General features: G+C 74.3%; 19 protein-coding genes. 10 read left to right on the top strand and 9 right to left on the bottom strand.

The genetic code is table 11. From position 1 onward, the window contains the following. Positions 1-147 (bottom strand): single-stranded DNA-binding protein (locus VGL20_10120; protein ID HEY2704035.1); only part of this gene is annotated, 147 nt, incomplete at its 3' end. Positions 148-460: 313 nt separating this feature from the next. Here VGL20_10120 and VGL20_10115 point away from each other — a divergent pair. After that, positions 461-598: a hypothetical protein gene (locus tag VGL20_10115; protein HEY2704034.1), complete on the top strand. Its 138-nt coding sequence runs from the start codon at positions 461-463 to the stop codon at positions 596-598. A 52-nt stretch (positions 599-650) separates the two neighbouring features. Here VGL20_10115 and VGL20_10110 read toward each other — a convergent pair whose 3' ends face one another. Together VGL20_10110 and VGL20_10105 are read right to left on the bottom strand one after the other, a co-directional pair. Then, a complete protein-coding gene (locus VGL20_10110; GenBank protein HEY2704033.1) occupies positions 651-2,591 on the bottom strand; it encodes a peptide ABC transporter substrate-binding protein in 1,941 nt (646 codons plus the stop codon). After that, positions 2,588-4,099, bottom strand: coding sequence for a Ppx/GppA phosphatase family protein (locus VGL20_10105; protein HEY2704032.1), 1,512 nt, complete (start codon positions 4,097-4,099; stop codon positions 2,588-2,590). The genes VGL20_10110 and VGL20_10105 overlap by 4 nt, the downstream gene beginning before the upstream one ends. 181 nt (positions 4,100-4,280) lie before the next feature. Between VGL20_10105 and VGL20_10100 the strand changes: the two genes are divergently transcribed. After that, the gene (locus VGL20_10100) at positions 4,281-4,745 is read left to right on the top strand and encodes a hypothetical protein (GenBank protein HEY2704031.1); all 465 of its coding nucleotides are present in this window, start codon (positions 4,281-4,283) and stop codon (positions 4,743-4,745) included. Positions 4,746-4,916: 171 nt separating this feature from the next. Here the strand turns inward: VGL20_10100 and VGL20_10095 are convergent, their stop codons facing one another. Both VGL20_10095 and VGL20_10090 read right to left on the bottom strand, forming a co-directional pair. Further along, entirely contained in the window at positions 4,917-5,660 is a 744-nt protein-coding gene (locus VGL20_10095; protein HEY2704030.1) for a YceI family protein, read from the bottom strand. A 73-nt stretch (positions 5,661-5,733) separates the two neighbouring features. Next, positions 5,734-6,330, bottom strand: coding sequence for a hypothetical protein (locus tag VGL20_10090; GenBank protein HEY2704029.1), 597 nt, complete (start codon positions 6,328-6,330; stop codon positions 5,734-5,736). A gap of 441 nt (positions 6,331-6,771) precedes the next feature. On the opposite strand from VGL20_10090, the gene VGL20_10085 reads away from it, so the two are divergent. Together VGL20_10085 and VGL20_10080 are read left to right on the top strand one after the other, a co-directional pair. Beyond that, positions 6,772-8,121 (top strand): circularly permuted type 2 ATP-grasp protein, encoded by a 1,350-nt coding sequence (locus VGL20_10085; GenBank protein HEY2704028.1) that lies wholly within the window; start codon positions 6,772-6,774, stop codon positions 8,119-8,121. Then, positions 8,103-9,017, top strand: coding sequence for a transglutaminase family protein (locus VGL20_10080; GenBank protein HEY2704027.1), 915 nt, complete (start codon positions 8,103-8,105; stop codon positions 9,015-9,017). Before VGL20_10085 ends, VGL20_10080 begins: the two co-directional genes overlap by 19 nt. Before the next feature lie 7 nt (positions 9,018-9,024). On the opposite strand, the gene VGL20_10075 is transcribed toward VGL20_10080, so the two are convergent. After that, positions 9,025-10,179 carry an AI-2E family transporter gene (locus tag VGL20_10075; protein ID HEY2704026.1) on the bottom strand — a complete coding sequence of 385 codons (1,155 nt, stop codon included), beginning with the start codon at positions 10,177-10,179 and terminating at the stop codon, positions 9,025-9,027. A 71-nt stretch (positions 10,180-10,250) separates the two neighbouring features. Between VGL20_10075 and VGL20_10070 the strand changes: the two genes are divergently transcribed. Beyond that, on the top strand, positions 10,251-10,688 hold the full coding sequence (locus tag VGL20_10070) for a TIGR03668 family PPOX class F420-dependent oxidoreductase (GenBank protein ID HEY2704025.1): 438 nt from the start codon (positions 10,251-10,253) through the stop codon (positions 10,686-10,688). Between the two features lie 85 nt (positions 10,689-10,773). After that, positions 10,774-11,697 (top strand): patatin-like phospholipase family protein, encoded by a 924-nt coding sequence (locus VGL20_10065; protein HEY2704024.1) that lies wholly within the window; start codon positions 10,774-10,776, stop codon positions 11,695-11,697. 17 nt (positions 11,698-11,714) lie between these two features. Here VGL20_10065 and VGL20_10060 read toward each other — a convergent pair whose 3' ends face one another. After that, on the bottom strand, positions 11,715-12,230 hold the full coding sequence (locus tag VGL20_10060; protein HEY2704023.1) for a DUF1360 domain-containing protein: 516 nt from the start codon (positions 12,228-12,230) through the stop codon (positions 11,715-11,717). A gap of 66 nt (positions 12,231-12,296) precedes the next feature. Between VGL20_10060 and VGL20_10055 the strand changes: the two genes are divergently transcribed. Both VGL20_10055 and VGL20_10050 read left to right on the top strand, forming a co-directional pair. Next, positions 12,297-13,058 carry a hypothetical protein gene (locus tag VGL20_10055; protein HEY2704022.1) on the top strand — a complete coding sequence of 254 codons (762 nt, stop codon included), beginning with the start codon at positions 12,297-12,299 and terminating at the stop codon, positions 13,056-13,058. Beyond that, positions 13,055-13,258, top strand: coding sequence for a hypothetical protein (locus VGL20_10050; GenBank protein HEY2704021.1), 204 nt, complete (start codon positions 13,055-13,057; stop codon positions 13,256-13,258). Before VGL20_10055 ends, VGL20_10050 begins: the two co-directional genes overlap by 4 nt. Before the next feature lie 48 nt (positions 13,259-13,306). Here the strand turns inward: VGL20_10050 and VGL20_10045 are convergent, their stop codons facing one another. After that, entirely contained in the window at positions 13,307-13,579 is a 273-nt protein-coding gene (locus VGL20_10045) for a DUF2934 domain-containing protein (GenBank protein ID HEY2704020.1), read from the bottom strand. 98 nt (positions 13,580-13,677) lie between these two features. Continuing rightward, positions 13,678-14,715, bottom strand: coding sequence for a lysylphosphatidylglycerol synthase transmembrane domain-containing protein (locus tag VGL20_10040; GenBank protein HEY2704019.1), 1,038 nt, complete (start codon positions 14,713-14,715; stop codon positions 13,678-13,680). Between the two features lie 103 nt (positions 14,716-14,818). Between VGL20_10040 and VGL20_10035 the strand changes: the two genes are divergently transcribed. Then, positions 14,819-16,219, top strand: coding sequence for a gluconate:H+ symporter (locus VGL20_10035; GenBank protein ID HEY2704018.1), 1,401 nt, complete (start codon positions 14,819-14,821; stop codon positions 16,217-16,219). Between the two features lie 4 nt (positions 16,220-16,223). After that, positions 16,224-17,695, top strand: a 1,472-nt coding sequence (locus tag VGL20_10030; GenBank protein ID HEY2704017.1) for a gluconokinase, incomplete at its 3' end; no start/stop codon positions are given.

The following is a 17,695-nucleotide window of genomic DNA, read 5'->3' as shown; positions in this document are numbered from 1 at the left end:
GGTGTACTCGCGCGCCTGGCCGTCTTCGTCCTGGCCGGCGAAGGAGTTGGTGGCGATGCCGAGCTGGGCGACGGCCTTGCCGCTCGGGGTGTAGCGCAGCTCCGGGTCGCGGGTGAGGCGGCCGATGATCTCCGCGCAGTTCAGCATGGCGAGGTCTCCTTGGGTGGGGGGCCGTCGTCCGGCCCGATGGGGCTGTCAGGGCGGCCCAGTGCCCGCCCGTCAGGGGTGGCCGCAGGCCACCGCGAAGCGGCGTGCCCTTGACGGGACCGAGGGCCTGGGCTGCCAAGCTCCATCGCGTCAGGGCTGGTCGATGGCTGCCCTCCCTCCTCGAGGAGACCCGCCTGAATCCGCCGTGAGGTCGTCGGGTGCGTCCCGTGGCCGTGGAGATCGCCGGTCCCGTGCGCCACGAACCGTCCCCGGTGTCCTCCGGGCCCCTGCCGGCCGAGTTAGACTGCTGCGCATGATCGCATCCGAGCTCGCCGGCACCATGCTCGCATCCGCCCTCCTCGGCACCAAGCACATCATCGTGTACGTGATCGTCCTGATCGCCCTCGTCGGCGGCGTCTGGTACCTGACCATGGGTCGGGGACGCGCCTGACCAGAACTCACCCGCGGGTGAACTGCCGGCGCGATCATGGGTCAGCGTGGCATCAGGATTGGCAGCGGCCGCCCGCGCAGTACCACTCGGCGCTGTTGAAGGTCCAGGCGTTGTCGTTGCGGCGCACCCCCAGCAGCCGGCTGCTGAGGCTCATCACGCTCACCTGCTGATAGAGCGGGAGCTCGGGGAGGTCGGCGGCGAGCAGCTCCTCGGCGCGCATGTAGGCGCGGCCGCGCTCGGCGAGCGACACCGCGGCGCGCCCCTCCTCGAAGGCACGATCGACCTCGGGGTTGTTCTCACCGGTGACGTCGCCCCCGGCCCCCTGGTTGGTCGGCGAGGGGATCTGGTCGTCGGCGGGGCAGGCTCCCCCGCAGTTGCCGTGGTAGGCGCCGTACCAGGTGTCGGGATCGGCGGCGCCGACGATCGTGTACATCGCCATCTGGTAGGCGTGGGTGTTGAGCAGCCCGCCGTCGGCGAAGCCGCCGACCAGCCGCGCCGCCTTGACCGTGCTCAGCTCGGTGAAGATCCCCAGCCGCTCGAGGTCGGCCTGGACGGCGATCTGGGTCTGGTCGCGGGCGGCGTTGCCCGAGGTGGTGACCAGCCTGAGATCCATGCACCGGCCGGAGGCGTCGGCGCGGCCGCGGCCGCCGTGGCAGCTGGGGCTGAGCCGGTAGCCGGCGTCCTCGAGCATCCGCACCGCGGCGGCGGGGTCGTACCGGGTGGTGGGCACCCTGGGATCGCGGATGAAGCCGGAGCCGAGCGAGATCCACGAGTCCGGCGGGATCACGGTCTGGCCGCGGGCGATGGTCCGCACGATCAGCTCGCGATCGATCCCGGTGAGCAGGGCGTGGCGCACCCGCACGTCGGCGGTGAACGGGCTCGGCATCGCCTGGGGGCCGCAGCGGCCGGCGTCGGCGTCGCAGAGGTTGAGGTCGATCTTCTCGGCGCCCGCCTCGGGGATGGTGAGCAGGCGCACCCGCCCGGAGCGGGCCAGACCCTCGAGCTCGGAGAGGAAGGCGAGCCGGAAGTCGAGGCCGACGTCGATCTCACCGGCCCGCACCTGGTCGAGCTGGGAGTGGACGTCCGACACCACCTTGAAGATCAGGCGGTCGATGTGGGGCTGGCGCTTGGCGTCCCAGTAGCGGTGGTTGCGCACCAGCACGATCTCGTGGGCGGGGTCGTAGCGCTCGAGCACGAAGGGCCCGGTGCCGACGATGATCCTGTCGAGGGTGTCGGTGCCGCGATAGGCGCTGGCATTGCCGGTGCCGCGGCTGAGGTCGACGGTCTGCGGGGTGCGCTCGAGGTCGCGGTTCTGCGCGAAGGCGTTCTCCAGCTGGCGCGCGGGGAGGATGCCGTACGTCCCCGAGCCCAGCGACAGGTAGGCGCCGTAGGGGCTGCGGAAGCTCAGCGTCGCCTGGAGCGGGCCGTCCTCGGTGCAGCCCACCAGCCGGTCGTAGCCGCTGGTGCCGCCGACCGCGGTGGGATTGTGGACGCCGTAGCGCAGCCAGTAGAGCTGCATCGTCGCGCAGACGTCGTGGGCCGAGAAGGTGCTGCCGTCGTGCCAGAGCACCCCGCCGCGCAGCCTCCAGGTGACGCACATCGGCGGCACCGTCGACGCGCCCTGGTAGGTCACCGGCCGGCAGCCCGCGGTCCGGACGTCGCCGTTCTCGACGGTGGGCACCTCGGTGGCGAGGTCGGGCCGCCAGAAGTCGGCGAGGGTCCGCGCGCCCGAGGTCTCGTCCTTCGACCGGTACCAGAGCAGCCCCTCCACCACCGGCGCGTCCACCGCGAAGGAGAAGCTCATCGAGTCGGTGACCCCGGCGGCGAGGAAGGAGGTGGGCTCCTGGGTGACGCCGAGGGTGAGGGTGCCGCCCCGATTGGCGGGGTCGTCGGGGCCGGTGTCCGGCTGCGCCGGCGTGCCCGCGCCGCCGCAGCCGCCGAGCAGGGCGAGGGCGAGAGTCGCCGCCACCGCCCGCAGCCCCCGGCCGGTCACCCCCGGTCGCCCACCGGCACCGCGTCGACGCTGAGGTCGCGACCGAAGGCGCGCCTGAAGCGGCGGGCCAGCTCGGTCGACTGCCAGACGGCGCAGCCGGCGAGCCGGATCGCCACCGCCCGGCGGCGGTCGTGCTGGCGCACCTGGGGCACCCCGTCGGAGTCGCCGGAGCGGCGCTCGATCTGGTCGGCGAGGGCGAGGATGACGGAGAGCTGCTCGACCGGCCGCCGGTCGGCGGCCGAGAGCACCGGCGCGTAGCCGCGGACGTTGGGCCGGCCGGCCCCGGCGCCGGCGATGGTGCTCGCCAGCAGGGCGATGCGCCGGTGGGTGAAGCCGCGCAGGTCGGCGGCGACCACGATCGCGGCGGCGTGCTCCCAGCGCTGGTAGTAGTCGACCGAGCGGCCGACGTCGAGGATGAGGGCGGCGTGGTCGAGGGTGTCGCGCAGGTCGTCGTCGACGTGGGGCATCAGCGCGTCGAGCAGGGTGGCGGCGATCCGCCGCCGCCGGCTGGCGCGCTGCTCCTCCCAGGTGGTGAAGCGGGCCACCAGCGCCGCCACCGAGGCGCGCCGGGCGGCGGCGGCGGAGGGCAGCCGCCCGGTGTGCTCCAGGGCCACGCCCTCGCGCAGCCCCTGCCCCGAGACCACGAGGCTGCGCGCCTGGATCCAGTCCATCACCGTGAGCACCGCCAGGCCGCCGCCGGTGACGGTGTCGGCGCGGTCGCGGCTGAGCCCGGGGATGGCGTCGCGGCGGGCCAGCGGCACCATCACGAGCTGGTCGACCACCTCCCGGAGGTGGTCGCGATCGAGCACGTAGCCGTGCATCCGCGGGATCGGGTAGGTGATCCGGGCGCGGTGGATCTTGGCCAGGTTGCGGATGGTGCCGCCGGTGCCGACCAGCTGCTCGGTGGGCTCGAGGATCGGCACCACCACCTCCTGCAGCATCGCCTCCACGTGGTCACGGAGGGCGCGGATCTCGGCGGTGCGGGGCGGGTCGGTGGTGAGGAAGCCGGCGGTGAGACGGCCCGCGCCCAGCGGCAGGCTCCAGGTCGACACCGCCTCGCGGCCGCGGAAGCGGGAGATCTCGAGGCTGCCGCCCCCGATGTCGACGAGCATCCCGTCCTCGACGGCGAGGCCGTGCACCGCCCCCACCAGCGCGTAGTGGGCCTCCTCGGTGCCCTCGATGATCTCCAGGGTGACCCCGGTCTCCTCGAGGAGACGTTCGGCGAGCTCGGCGCCGTTGGCCGCCTCGCGGACCGCCGCGGTGGCCACCGCGACGGTGCGCTCGGCGCCGGCGGTGACGGCGATGCAGAGGAAGTCGTGCACCGCCCGCACCACCCGGTCGATCGCCTCCGGCGAGAGCCGCCCCCGGGCGGCGACGTCGTCGATCAGGTGCAGGGAGGTGCGCCCGTCCGAGAGCATCTCCAGGTGGCCGTCCTGGGTCAGCGAGAGGACCGCGACGCGGCCGGAGTTGGACCCGATGTCGATGACGGCGAGCGGCGACTGGGGCACGAGGCCCGATTGTGGACGATCCGCACCGACCGATTTCGGCCGGGAGTGCAAGCCCTGACCCTCGCCGATCGTAGGGAACCACCGTAAGGGTCACAAGGTGGCTCAACAGGAGGGGGAACTTCTCATGCGCATGATGGGCATCGCTGCCATGGCGGCTGCCGCAGTAATGGGTGGCTCGGCCATGACGCTCACCACCCATGCGAGCAAGGCGCACGGTGGCAGCGCACACGCGTCGTCCAAGGGTGGTAGTGGCGGCAGGGCGTCGGCGAACGGCGGCACCGGCGGCGACAGCACCGGTGGCAACGGGATCGCCTGCGGCGTGCTGAGCGGCATCGCCAGCAACGACCTCAACAACATCCTCGGTGGACAGACCCAGCTGCTGAACGGCACCAACCTGCTCGGCAACCTGTTCGTCCCGGTTCTCAGCAACGGCAGCAAGCCGAACCAGAACCAGAAGTCGACCGGCTCGAGCATCAGCGGTAGCAGGGGTGCGTCGGACAGCGGCAGCACCGGCAACGCGTCCTGCGCCAACGCGGGCGATGCGGGCGCCGGCGGCAAGGGCGGCACCGCCAAGGGTGGCGCCGGCGGCTCCGGTGGCAAGGCCAGCGCCAAGGGTGGCAAGGCCTCGTCGACGACCGGCGACTGATCTCGTCAGGACGCGGATGGGGCGAGCGCGGTTCGCTGCGCTCGTCCCCTCCCCAGGGGCGCCGGTCCGGGGTGACCGATCGGGACGGCGCCACGCGAGCGCGGTGACATCGCTGTCGCCGCGCTCGCCTCGTGTTCGGGCCACTCCCACCGGCCGCAGGTCAGCCGATCGTCAGGCGGCCCTGGTGAACTTCAGATCCATCTCCATGGTCGCGGTGTCGGCGACGGTGACGAAGTTGCCGAAGTTGGGGGCGCTCATCCCGAACTCGGACCAGGGGAAGGAGATGGCGCCGACCACCTCGAAGGTCGAGCCGGAGAGCCGGACGCTCAGCGGGATCGACACCGTCCTGGTCACCCCGTGCATTGTCAGGGGGCCGGTGGCGGTCACCTTCACCACCGCGCCGCTGCCGGCGTCGGCAGGCAGGGTGACCGGCTGGGCGAGCTGGAAGGCTGCGGTCGGATAGGTGTCGGTCTGGAGGCCGAGGGTGTGGACCCGCTGGTCGCGCATCGCGCGGTCGCTGGCCAGGGTGTTCACCTGCACCGTGAAGCTGGCGGCGGTGACGGTGTGGGTGGTGCCGGTCTGGGTGACCGTGGCCTGACCGGTGATGTTCGAGGTGCGGCCCACGGCGTCGCTGGGCGCGGGGAGCACCGCCAGCTTCTCGTGGACCCGGTAGCCGGCGACCGAGCCGGGGCCGACCGTCCAGCTCCCGGCGATGTGCCCGATCGCGGGAGGGGCGGGGCTCTGGCTCCCGCTGGTGCTGGAGTTGAGGCTCAGCGCGGCCGGGCTGCTCCCTCCGGCGAGGATGGCGAAGGCGCCGTAGGCGATGCCGACCGCCGCCACCAGGGCGGCGAGGCTGGACAGCAGCCAGCCCCGTCGGGTGCGCGGAAGGTGCGGGCGGCTGCGGAATCGCCCCATGAGCTGATCTCCGGAGATGACCGACGTGAACCCTCGCAGTCTGCCCGCGCCGACCTTTCGAGTCGGTGACGCCCTACCGCTTCGCCCCCGGGTCGAGGCGCGCGCCGATCTGCGAGATCGCCACCGCGAGCAGGATGCCCCCCACCGACAGGGCGATCGGGACCCATCCGGGAGTGTGGGTGGTCACCACCGGCACCACCGCGAAGGGGTCGGCGGCGGTGGCGGGCACCTTGGTCGACACCGCCTTGGTCGCGCCCGGCGCCACCGGAGCGGCCGCCGCCGCCCTCACCACGGTGAGGGTGGCGCGGACATCGGGATGCTCGGCGCACCGGTACGCGTAGGTCCCCGGCACCGTGAACGTGTAGGAGTAGCCGGGGAGGCCGCCGCCGCGGAAGGCGGGGTCGGGCGAGCCGGTGGGGCGCAGGGTGCAGAGGGTCACGGAGGGGTCGACCCAGGTGACCGTGCCCCCGGTGGTGACGCTGACATCCGCGGGCAGGAAGGCGAGGCAGCTCGCGGTGGTGCAGGGGCTGACCCGGGTCAGCGCCACGGACGAGCCGGCGGCGAGGGCGGACCCGGGCGCGATCGCCAGCGCGGCGGGGACGGCGACGGCGGCGGCGAGCAGTGGCAGGCGGCGCCACCGCCTGCGCTCGGTGGTCTCGGAGTGGGTCACGGGTTCTCACACCCTCCTCTCAGGGGCCGGCGGTCGGATACCGGTCACGATCGCGCAGGGCGGCGGCGCGGGTGTACCCACGGACTGCACAGAACGGCGGCGGGCGGTGCTGTGAGCGGCCCCCGCACCGCGGGGGGATTGGTCGGAATGTGCCGCCCCGCCCCGGCCGCGCTCGTCTGCCCGTCCTGAATCGCGATCGCGGCAACGGGGGACGCCGGCCGCGGCGGGCCGCGCCCAACCCCGACCCGGCGAGGCTGGTGCACCGCGCCCGTACCCCGGGCCCATGCCCCGGGGTACGGTGGAATGGTGATCGCCGTTTCCAGCTCCGTGGCCAGTTCCATGTCCGGTCCCGCCCCCGGCCCTACCTGGCCTCCGCTCCCCGCCGCGGCGGACGAGTGCGTCACCAGCGCGGGGCGGCCGCGTCCCCCCTACGCCCGCACCATGGCGGGCACCCTGGCGGACGAGGCCCTGCTCACCGACCTGCGCGACCGGGCGATCGCGTGGTTCGCGTCGCGGGGGATCACCTTCGGCGTCCCCCAGGGCGAGACCACCGAGGGCGAGGGCGCCCCGATCATCCCCTTCGACCCGATCCCCCGAGTGCTCGCCGCCGCCGAGTGGCGGGGGCTGGAGAAGGCGCTGGCCCAGCGGGTGATGGCACTCGACGCCTTCGTCGCCGACTGCTACGGCGCCCAGCGGGCACTGCGCGAGGGCGTGGTGCCGTCGCGCTTCGTCTACAGCAGCAACGGCTACCTGCGCGAGCTGGTCGGGGTGCGGCCGCCACGGGCCACCCACTGCCACGTCGCCGGCATCGACGTGGTGCGCATCGACGGCGTCTTCATGGTGCTCGAGGACAACGTCCGCGTCCCCTCCGGCATCGCCTACGCCCTGGTGGCGCGGGAGGCGATGCTCGAGCTGGCCCACGACTGGATCGCGGCCGCCGGGGTGCGCAGCATCGACAGCTATGCGAGCCGGCTGCGCCGCAGCCTGCAGCGCATCGCCCCCCGACCCTGGCAGGCGAGCATCGCGGTGCTCACCCCCGGGCCGTACAACGCCGCCTACTTCGAGCACCGCCTGCTCGCCGAGGCGGTCGGCGCGATGCTGGTCACCGGCAACGACCTGGTGGTCCACGAGGACGAGGTGTACTGCCGCCACGACGGCGCGCTCCAGCGGGTCGACGTCGTCTACTCGCGGGTCAACGCCGACTGGCTCGACCCGCTGCTCTTCCGGCCGGAGTCGCTGCTCGGCCCTCCAGGCCTCATCGAGGCCTGGCGCCGCGGCAACGTCGCCATCGCCAACTCGCCGGGCAGCGGCGTCGCCGACGACAAGGCGATCTACCCGTACGTCCCCGACATGGTCCGGTACTACCTCGGCGAGGAGCCGCTGATCGACAACGTCCCCACCTACGACGTCTCCGACGATCGCCAGCGCCGCCACGTCGTCGCCAACCTCGAGCGGATGGTGATCAAGCCGGTGGACGCCAGCGGCGGCTACGGCATCGGGTTCGGGAAGCTGATGAGCGCCGCCGAGCGCGAGGCCACCGCGGCCCAGCTCGAGTCCCATCCCCGCGCCTGGCTGGCACAGGAGGAGGTGCAGCTCTCCCGCGCCCTCTGCCTCGCGCCCAACGGCGGCCTCGAGGCCCGTGCCGTCGACCTGCGGCCCTTCGTGCTCCTCGACGAGCGGCCCTGGGTGGTCCCGGGCGGCCTCACCCGGGTGGCACGCGACACCGAGACGCTGGTGGTGAACTCCTCGCAGGGCGGGGGGAGCAAGGACACATGGGTCCTCCAGCGCTGACCTTCGCCGTGTCCCATCACACGGTGCTCCGCTACAGCGGGCGGGTCGCGCCCTCGTACAACGAGGTGAGGATGCGGCCCCGCGACCGGGGCGGCCAGCGCACGCTCACCTTCGCGCTGATCACCTCTCCGCCCGCCGTCCCGCGATCGCGGGTCGACTTCTTCGGCAACACCGTGCACCGCATCGACGTCGGCGACGCTCACGACATCCTCGGGCTGGCGGTCGAGACGGTGGTCGAGAGCACCCCGCAGCGGCGCCGCTCGACGGTGCGCCGCTGGGACCCCGAGCAGCTCGAGCGCGACGCCCGGCTGGAGTTCGCCCTCGCCAGCCCGCGGGTGCCGCTCGACACCACCACCGCGGCCCTCCGCCGGGAATGGATCCGCGACGACCGCTCCTTCGACGCCCTGGTCGAGCTCGCGACCCGGATCCCCAGGGAGTTCACCTACAGCGCCGGCGCCACCACCGTGGACAGCAGCATCGACGACCTGCTCGAGGGCGGCGCCGGGGTCTGCCAGGACTTCACCCACCTCTTCCTCGCGCTGGCCCGGCACGCCGGCTGGCCGGCCCGCTACGTGAGCGGGTACCTCGGGCCCACCGGCGAGCAGCAGACGACCACCGGCGCCTCCCATGCGTGGGCGGAGGTCTGCGGCGCCGACGGCACCTGGCTGGGGCTCGACCCCACCCACGGCCGGCCCACCGGCCCCCACCACCTCCGCCTGGCGGTGGGCCGCGACTACGGCGACGTCGCCCCCCACCGCGGCGTCTTCTACGGCACCGCCCAGGCCGCGCCCCCCGAGGTCTCCGTCCGGGTGACCCGGATGAGCGAGCCGGCGGCGCGGACCGCCGAGCGCGGCGCCGCCCTCCACTGGCAGCAGCAGCAGCAGCAGCAGGGCTGAGCCCCGGTTACTTCCCCTCCACCGGCCGGTGGCGCGGACCGGACGCGGCGGTGGCGACGTCGTCGGCGAGGATGATCGGCTCGGAGGCGGTCGCGGTCTCGATCCGGGTGCCGCGGATCTCCCGCCAGAGGGCGGCGGCGAACGACTGCAGCAGGCCGGCGATCGGCGCCCCGAAGAGCGCTCCCCACAGCCCCAGCACCTCGCCGCCGGCGACCAGGGCGAGCAGCGCCACCGCGGGGTGGACACCGAGCGCCCTGCCCATCACCCGGGGGCCGACCACGTCGCCCTCGATGATGTGGACGATCACGAAATAGCCGAGGACGAGCAGCGCCAGCCCCACCCCCTGGGTCGCCGCCACCGCCGCGCAGGCCGCCCCGGAGATGAACACCCCGATCACCGGGATGAACTCCATGAAGAACGCGAGGGCGGCGAGCATCACCGCGTAGGGAACGCCCATCAGCTGCATGCCCACGCCAACCAGCAGGCCGATGAACAGCGCCATCGTCAGGGTCCCGCGGACGTAGCCGCCGACCACCCGGTTGACGGTGGAGATGACCAGCTCGACGTGGCTGCGCTGGTCGGCGGGCGCCTGCTCGCGCAGCCAGCCGGCGATCCTGCCACTGTTGGCGGTGAGGTAGATGCTGAGGATGAGGATCAGCACCATCTCGATGATCAGGTTCGCCAGGCTGGCGGCGAGGCCGACGGCCCCGGTGGCCACCCCGCTGCCGATGCTCTGGGCGTAGGCGACCAGGTTCTCGCGGAAGGTGTTGAGCTGGGCGGAGGAGATGCCGAAGTGGTGGAGCAGGTTCAGCGCCCGCGGCTGCAGGGACTGGATGCGGTCCGAGTAGGAGGGCAGATTGTGGACGAACTGCTGGACCTGGTCGGCGGCGGCCACCACCACCACGGTGGCGAAGCCCGCCATCAGCAGCGCCCCGCCCACGAAGGTGACGCTCACCGCCAGCACCCGGGGCATGAACCGCTCCAGCCGGTTGACGATCGGGCTGGCGGCGAAGGCGAGCAGCCCGGCGAGGATCAGCAGCAGCAGCGCCCGGGTGACGTGGCTGAGCAGCCATCCGGTGACGATGAGGAGGGCGAGCCAGGAGAGGATCGTGAGCGGGACGAGCAGGGCCCTCACCCAGTTGAGACCCCGCGAGCTGACCATCGCGGCAAGGCTACTCGCAGCGGACCGCCCGGCGCCAATCGTGCCCCCGCCGGCCACATCCTGCCGGCACCGTGAACCTCGGCACCGAACAGGCCCGATCGCGCTTCGCCGCCGCCCCGGTGGCGCGGCTGGCGACCGCCGGCGGCGACGGCCGGCCCCACCTGGTGCCGGTCACCTTCGCCACCGTCGGCGATCTGATCGTCACCGCCGTCGACCACAAGCCCAAGCGCGGCACCGACCTCGCCCGGCTGCGCCACATCAGCGCCGAGCCGAGGGTGTGCCTGCTCGCCGACCATTACGAGGAGCGCTGGGAGGCGCTGTGGTGGGTGCGGGCCGACGGCACCGCGCGCATCCTCGACCCCGACGAGCACGACGAGCGCGAGGCGGCGCTCGACCTTCTCGCCCGGAGGTACCCGCAGTACCGGGCCCGGCGGCCCGAGGGCCCGGTGATCGCCGTCGCCGTGACCCGCTGGACGGGCTGGGAATGGGGTGACGTCGCGCCCGGTTAAGCATCTCCGAACAGCCGGTCAAGGTCCGAGCCCCATGTGCCGCACCCACCGCGTCGGGGCGGGTCCGGCGGTGTACCGTCGAGTCATGCCGTTCGCGCCGGCGATCGACCGCTTCGAGCGGCTGGCGCGTCCCCTCGTGCTGGCCCTCTCCGGCGGGGGCGCCAACGGGGCGGCACAGGCGGGCGCGGCCGCCGAGCTCTTCGAGGCCGGCTTCCGGCCCGACCTCATCATCGGCACCTCGGTGGGCGCCTGGAACGGCGCCTGGCTGGCCGGGCATCCCGACGGCGAGGGGGGCAGGGCGCTGCTCCAACTCTGGGTCGACCCGTCGGTGCGCTCGCTGCTCCGCGGGGTGGTGCGCGGCTACGTGGGCGCGCTGGCGCGCAGGCGCGTCGCCGCCTTCTCCGACAGCCACATGCGCCGCATCATCGACCAGAGCTTCGGAGGCAGGAGCTTCGACGACCTGCGCATGCCCCTGGCGGTGGCCGCCGTCGACCTGATCACCGCCGAGCTCGAGTACCTCGACTCCGGCTCGCTCTCCGAGGCCGTGCTCGCCGCCTCGGCGATTCCCACGGTGCTGCCCCCGGTGCGCATCGGCGACCGGATGCTCGCCGACGCCGGCTTCGTCGACAACTTCGGCATCGTCGAGGCGCTGCGCCGCGGGGCGCGGTCGATCGTCCTCCTCGACGCCAGCGTCGGTGCCCTCTCCGGCGCCCCCGACCGGCTGACCGCGATGCTCGGCCGGGCCAACCTGGTCACCAAGATCCACCAGCGCCGCCACGCCGTCGCCGCCGCCGCCGCCGCCGGGGTGCGGCTCGACATCGTCGAGGTGAGCGCCCTGGGCTGGGTGCTCGACTTCGCCGCCGCCGGCGCGCACATCGCGCTGGGACGCGACGTCGCGCGGAGCTGGCTGGAGGCCGTCGACGGCGGCGTGCCGGCGCTGCTGCAGGGCAGGCTGCACACCGGCGCGGCAATGACCCGCCTGCGCAGCAGCAGCGCCCAGGCGGTCTGAGGCTCAGCCGGCCCGGCTCACTCCGCGATCCGCTCGCAGGTGGCGTAGCCGAGGTGGAGGAAGTCGGAGACGGTCAGCGCCGCGAAGACCGAGGCCACCAGCCGGGTCGCGCGAGGCGCGTTCACCAGCCCGATGGCGAAGCCGGTGGCCACCCACTGGCCGAGGCAGAAGGGACAGGTGGCGAGCTCGGCGACCGCCCGCCGCACGCCGGTGCCGCGCACGTCCTCGCGCAGCTCGGCCGGACCGGAGCGTCCCCGGAAACGGGTGAACGGCACCCGCAGCGGGCTGGTCACCCCCGCCTTGCTGAGGATCCTGCTGAGCTTGTGCGTGGCCACGCCGATGAGCACGACGTCGGCGGGGTCGATCCGCTCCGGCAGCCGGCAGCCGCGGCGGCGGGTGACCAGCGCCGCCGCGCCCACCGCGGTCAGGTAGGCGGCGCCGACCGCGGTGTAGCCCGCGATCGGACGCTCGTCGGATGCCTCCTCGGTGTAGGCGTCGACCTGCTCGCGGGTGCGCTCGGCGACCGTGCTCATGTCGGTCCACGATAGACGGGGTGTACCGGACGACGCCGGCGGCGCCCGGCGACGTACGCTGACGGGATGGTGAATCCCGGCGCGGTCTTCGCCCCCGCATTCCTCGCCTCGGTGGTCGAGGCGATCGAGATGGCGGTGATCGTCATCGGGGTCGGCGCGGCGCGCGGCTGGCGCTCGAGCCTGCTCGGCGCCGCCGGTGGCGCCGCGGTGCTGGCCGTGGTGGTCGCGGCGCTCGGCCGCGCCCTCACCGTGGTACCGATCTCCTCGCTCCGCCTGGTGGTCGGCGGCCTCCTCCTGGTGTTCGGCCTGCAGTGGCTGCGCAAGGGGATCCGGCGGGTCAGCGCCAACGGCCTCGCCGGCTACGCCGGGGGCGTGCACCTCGAGGACGAGCCGCCGCCGGTGCCCGGGCAGCTCGACTGGACCGCCTTCGTCCTCTCCTTCAAGGGCGTGCTCCTCGAGGGGCTGGAGGTGGCCTTCATCGCCGTCACCTTCGGCGCCACCGCCAACGACTTCACCCCCGCGATCGCCGGTGCGGTCTCCGCGGTGGTCCTGGTCGGCGCCGTCGCCGCCGCCTCGCAGGCCTGGGTCCGGCGGATCCCCCGCAGCGTGCTCCAGCTCGCGGTCGGGCTGCTGCTCACCAGCTTCGGCACCTTCTGGGGCGCCGAGGGCCTGGGGGTGGAGTGGCCGGGCAGCGACGCCGCCATCCTCTGGCTGCTGCTGCTCTACTCGACGATGGCGGCGGCGTACACGCTCGCGCTGCGCCGGCTCGCACGGTCGGCGGCGCGGGAGCACGAGCAGGCGCAGCTGCCGGCGATGCGACGCTCGTGATCGGCGCGCTCCGCGGCTTCGTCCGCTTCTGGTACGGCTTCGTGATCGGCGACGACTGGACGGTGGCGGCGGCGGTGGCGGCCGGGTTCGTCGGCACCTGGCTGCTCCTCCGGGCCCATCTCACCGCGTGGTGGCTGCTGCCGCTGGTGGTGGTGGTGATCACCGGGGTGAGCCTCCGGCGCAGCCTGACCCGGGGCTGATGCCCCCCGGGCGCCGCATCGGGGCGAGGGGCGACGCCGGCGTCAACGTCAGGAGACCGGTGCCGTCCCCTTCGACGCGCGGCTGCGGGTGGCGGTGGCGGCGGGCGTGCGCGTCGCCGTGCTCGTCGAGCCGCTCGCGGTGCGGGTGCGCGGGCGCCGTGCGACCGGCGCGCCCCCCGCGGACGCCTCGCCGTTGACCTCGCCGGACACCTCCTGCGCGGCCCGCAGCCAGTGGTCGACCTCGCGACCCTCGGGCCGGCCCTCCGCCTCCCAGAGCTCGTATGCGCGGCTCCGGATCCGCTCCTCGATCGCCGTGTTCATCGCGCCACCTCGTATCCCCAACCTGCCGGCCTGACGGATCATGCGAGACCCGAAGGATAGCAGCGGTCTCCCGGCCGTTTGGGAGCCGTGAACTCGAGTCAGGAACGGCGGGCGAACCAGAGCGCGGCACCGAGCAGGGCGACGGGAAGGGCCTGGAGGTCGGCGAGCACGGCGAGCACCGCGGCGCGGTGGGCGTCGACACCGTAGCGGGCGAGCAGCGCCACCAGCACCCCCTCGCGCACCCCCATGCCGTTGACGGTGACGGGCAGGAGGGTCGCCAGCAGCGCCACCGGGACCAGCAGCGCGAACACCGCCGGCGAGACGTCGATGCCGACGGCGCGGCCCAGGGCGGCGAGGCTGAGCAGGTGCAGGCCCCAGCCCACCGCACCCGCGGCGACCGAGGCGCCGACCACCCCGCGGCGGCCGCGGTACCAGGCCAGCGCCTCGGTGAGCGGGTGCAGCAGCCCGGCGGCGCGGCGCACCGCGCGGCGCCGGTGCCCGCCCAGCCGCCGGATCGCCGGCGCCGCGCAGAGGGCGGCCGACCAGGCGGCGGCGAGCAGCCCCGCCCAGGCCACGGCGGCGACCAGCGCGGCCACTCCGACGCCGCCGCCGGACAGCGCCAGGGCGCCGGCCACGCCCCAGGCGGCCATGCCCGTCGCCCCCGCCAGCCGGCTGCCGACCAGCGACGCGATGCCACGGCCGCAGCCGGTCGCGCGCACCGCCTCCACGGCGCGCAGGGCGTCGCCGCCGGCGCCGGTGGGCAGCAGCGAGCTGAGGAAGACCGACTGCGCCTGCCAGGACGACACCATGCCCCAGGTGACCCGCCGGCTCGCGGCGCGCAGCCAGACGCCCCACTCGAGGATGGCGGTGAGGAAGGCGGCGGCGGCGAGCGCCACCCCGGCGGCGAGCCATCCGCGGTCGGCGCCGCGGAGGGTGATCGCGGCGCTGCGCAGGTCGACGCACCGGGCGAGGAGCACGATGCCGGCGACCGTGCCCGCGACCCGCAGCAGTGGCGAGCGGGCGGCGCGGCGGAGCAGGGCCGGGGTCGGCAGCGCCGGTACGCTCGCTCGCGCGCCGGACGCCGTCCACAGCACCGCCCCAGTAGAGCACGCGATCCGGGGGGCGGCGACGACCACGTGTTCAAGAGGTGCTTAAGCTCTGTGACCGGTCCGCTCCGTGCGCTCCGGGGAGCGGCTGGGTCAGACTGAGGGTGATGGCCCGGGGTGAGGAGGCCAGAGCATGACCCTGGTGGCGGCGGCGGCCGCCTGGACGGCGCACGACACCCGGCTCGTCCTCTGCGCCGCGGCGGCGGTGGCACTGGTGGTGCTGCTGGTGGTGCGCGCCGGCCTCCACGCCTTCCCCGCGCTGATGATCGGCTCGCTGCTGATGGGCCTGGCCGCGGGCGAGGCGCCGAATGCGGTCGCGGCCTCCTTCGAGAGCGGCGTCGGCGCGGTGCTCGGCAACGTCGGGGTGGTGCTGGCGCTGGGGACCATGCTCGGCAGGCTGCTCGCCGACAGCGGCGGGGCCGACCGCATCGCCGAGGTTCTGGTCGACCGCAGCGGCCGGCGGCTGGCGCCCTGGACGATGGCGCTGATCGCGATGATCATCGGCATCCCGCTCTTCTTCGAGATCGGCGTGGTGCTGCTCATCCCGGTGATCTTCACGGTGGCGCGGCGCCTCGAGGCGGCGGGCCCCGATCCCGGCGGCCGCGACACGTACCTCCTCGTCGGCCTCCCCGCGCTCGCCGGGCTGTCGGTGCTCCACGGCCTGGTGCCCCCGCACCCGGGCCCGCTCATCGCCATCGCCGCGCTCAGGGCGAGCCTGGGCACCACCCTGCTCTACGGGCTGATCGTCGCCCTCCCCACGGTGCTGATCTCCGGACCCCTCTTCGCCCTGCTGGCCTCACGCTGGGCGGTGGCGCGGCCGCCGAAGCTGCTGGTCGAGCAGGTGACCCGCGAGACCCGGGTCGAGAATCCGCCCGGGTTCGCGGTCACGCTGTTCACGATCCTGCTCCCGGTGGCGCTGATGCTGCTGCGCACCGTCGCCGACCTCCGCCTCGGCGCCAGGGACCCCACCCGGCGGTGGTGCGACTTCGTCGGCGAGCCGATCGTCGCGCTGCTCATCGCCGTGCTCGTCGCCCTGTACACCTTCGGCGTCGCCCGCGGGGTCGAGCGCCGCACGCTCCGCACTCTGCTCGGCGACAGCCTCGCCCCGGCGGCGTCGATCCTGCTGATCATCGGCGCCGGCGGCGGCTTCAAGCAGGTGCTCATCGACAGCGGCATCGGCGGGGCGCTCGCCACCGCGGCCCAGCACACCAGCCTCTCGCTGCTGCTGCTCGCGTGGCTGGTGGCGGTGCTCATCCGCCTCGCCACCGGCTCGGCGACGGTGGCGACGGTGACCGCGGCGGGGATCATCTCCCCCGTGGTCGCCGCCAGCCCCACCGCCAACCGGGCCCTGGTGGCGCTCGCGATCGGCACCGGGTCGCTCTTCCTCTCGCACGTGAACGACGCCGGCTTCTGGCTCATCAACCAGTACTTCGGCATGAGTGTCCGCGACACGTTCACGACCTGGTCGGCGATGGAGACGCTGATCTCGGTGGTGGGCCTGGTCTGCGTGCTCGCCCTCAACACCGTGGTCTGACCGGGTGCCCCCGGAGCGCGGCGCGGACGAGGTCGTCCTCGGCGTCGACATCGGCACCACCGCCACCAAGGTCACCGCCGTCGACCCCGGGGGGACGGTGCACGCGGTCGCCTCCGCGGGCTACCCGCTCGAGGAGCCGAACCCCGGCGAGGCGGTGCAGGCGCCCACGGCGATCGTCGAGGCGGTCACCCGCAGCCTCGCGGAGGTGGTGGCGGCGCTCCGCGAGCGGGGCGCGCCGGTCGCCGGCGTCTGCCTCAGCTCGGCGATGCACAGCCTGCTCGCCGTCGACGCCGCCGGACGGCCGCTCACCCCCTCGGTCACCTGGGCCGACGAGCGCGCCGCCGAGGAGGCGGAGCGGCTCCGCGCCACCCCTCGGGGCCGGGCCCTGCACCGCCGCACCGGCACCCCCGTCCACCCGATGTCACCGCTGGTCAAGCTGCTCTGGTTCCGCGAGCACGCCCCCGACGTGTTCGAGGCCGCCCGCTGCTGGATGGGGATCAAGGAGCACGTCGTCGAGCAGGTCACCGGCGAGCGGGTGGTCGACCACTCGATCGCGTCGGGGATGGGCATGTTCGGGCTCGAGACCCTCGACTGGGATCCCCAGGCGCTGGCGCTGGCGGGGATCGACGCCGCGCGGCTGCCCCTGCCGGTGCCGACCACCACCGTGCTCGCCGGGCTGCGCCCCCGCTTCGCCGCGGCGATCGGGCTGGACCCCGGCACGCCGGTGGTGGTGGGCGCCGGCGACGGTCCGCTCGCCAACCTCGGGGTGGGTGCGGTGCGCCCGGGGTTGGCCGCCTGCTCGATCGGCACCAGCGGGGCGGTGCGGGTCGCGGTCGAGCAGCCGCACATCGACGAGGCCGGGCGCCTCTTCTGCTACGTGCTGACCGGCGAGCGCTGGGTCTCGGGCGGCGCCATCAACAACGGCGGGGTGGTGCTGGGCTGGCTCGCCGAGGCGCTCGCGCCCGACCTCGGCGAGCACGCCGAGAACGCCCTGCTCGCGCTCGCCGCCCAGGCCCCGGCGGGCAGCGGCGGCCTGCTCATGCTCCCCCACCTCTACGGCGAGCGCGCCCCCCACTGGGACGCCTGGGCGCGCGGCGCCTACCTCGGGCTCACCCACGCCCACCGCCGCGAGCACATGGTGCGGGCCGCGCTCGAGGGGGTGTGCCTGCAGATGGCGGTGGTGCTCGACAGCGTCCACGCCGCCGGCGCCGAGGTGCGCCGGGTGCGTGCCACCGGGGGGTTCGCGCGCAGCCCGCTGTGGCGGCAGATGCTCACCGACGCGCTCGGCGTCGAGGTGGAGTTCCCCGCCGGCACGGAGGGGTCGAGCCGCGGCGCGGCACTGCTGGGGCTGATGGCGCTGGGCCGGATCGGCGGCCTCGATGCCGCCGGCGACGGGGTCGAGGTCGCCGAGGTGCGACGCCCCGACCCCGCGGCGAGCGCGGTGTACGCGGAGCTCCGGCCGGTGTTCGACTCGGT

It is taken from the genome of Candidatus Dormiibacterota bacterium, assembly GCA_036495095.1.
GTDB lineage: Bacteria > Chloroflexota > Dormibacteria > Aeolococcales > Aeolococcaceae > CF-96.
The sequence above is the reverse complement of the archived record's forward strand: the minus strand, read 5'-3'. Positions and strand labels throughout refer to the sequence as shown.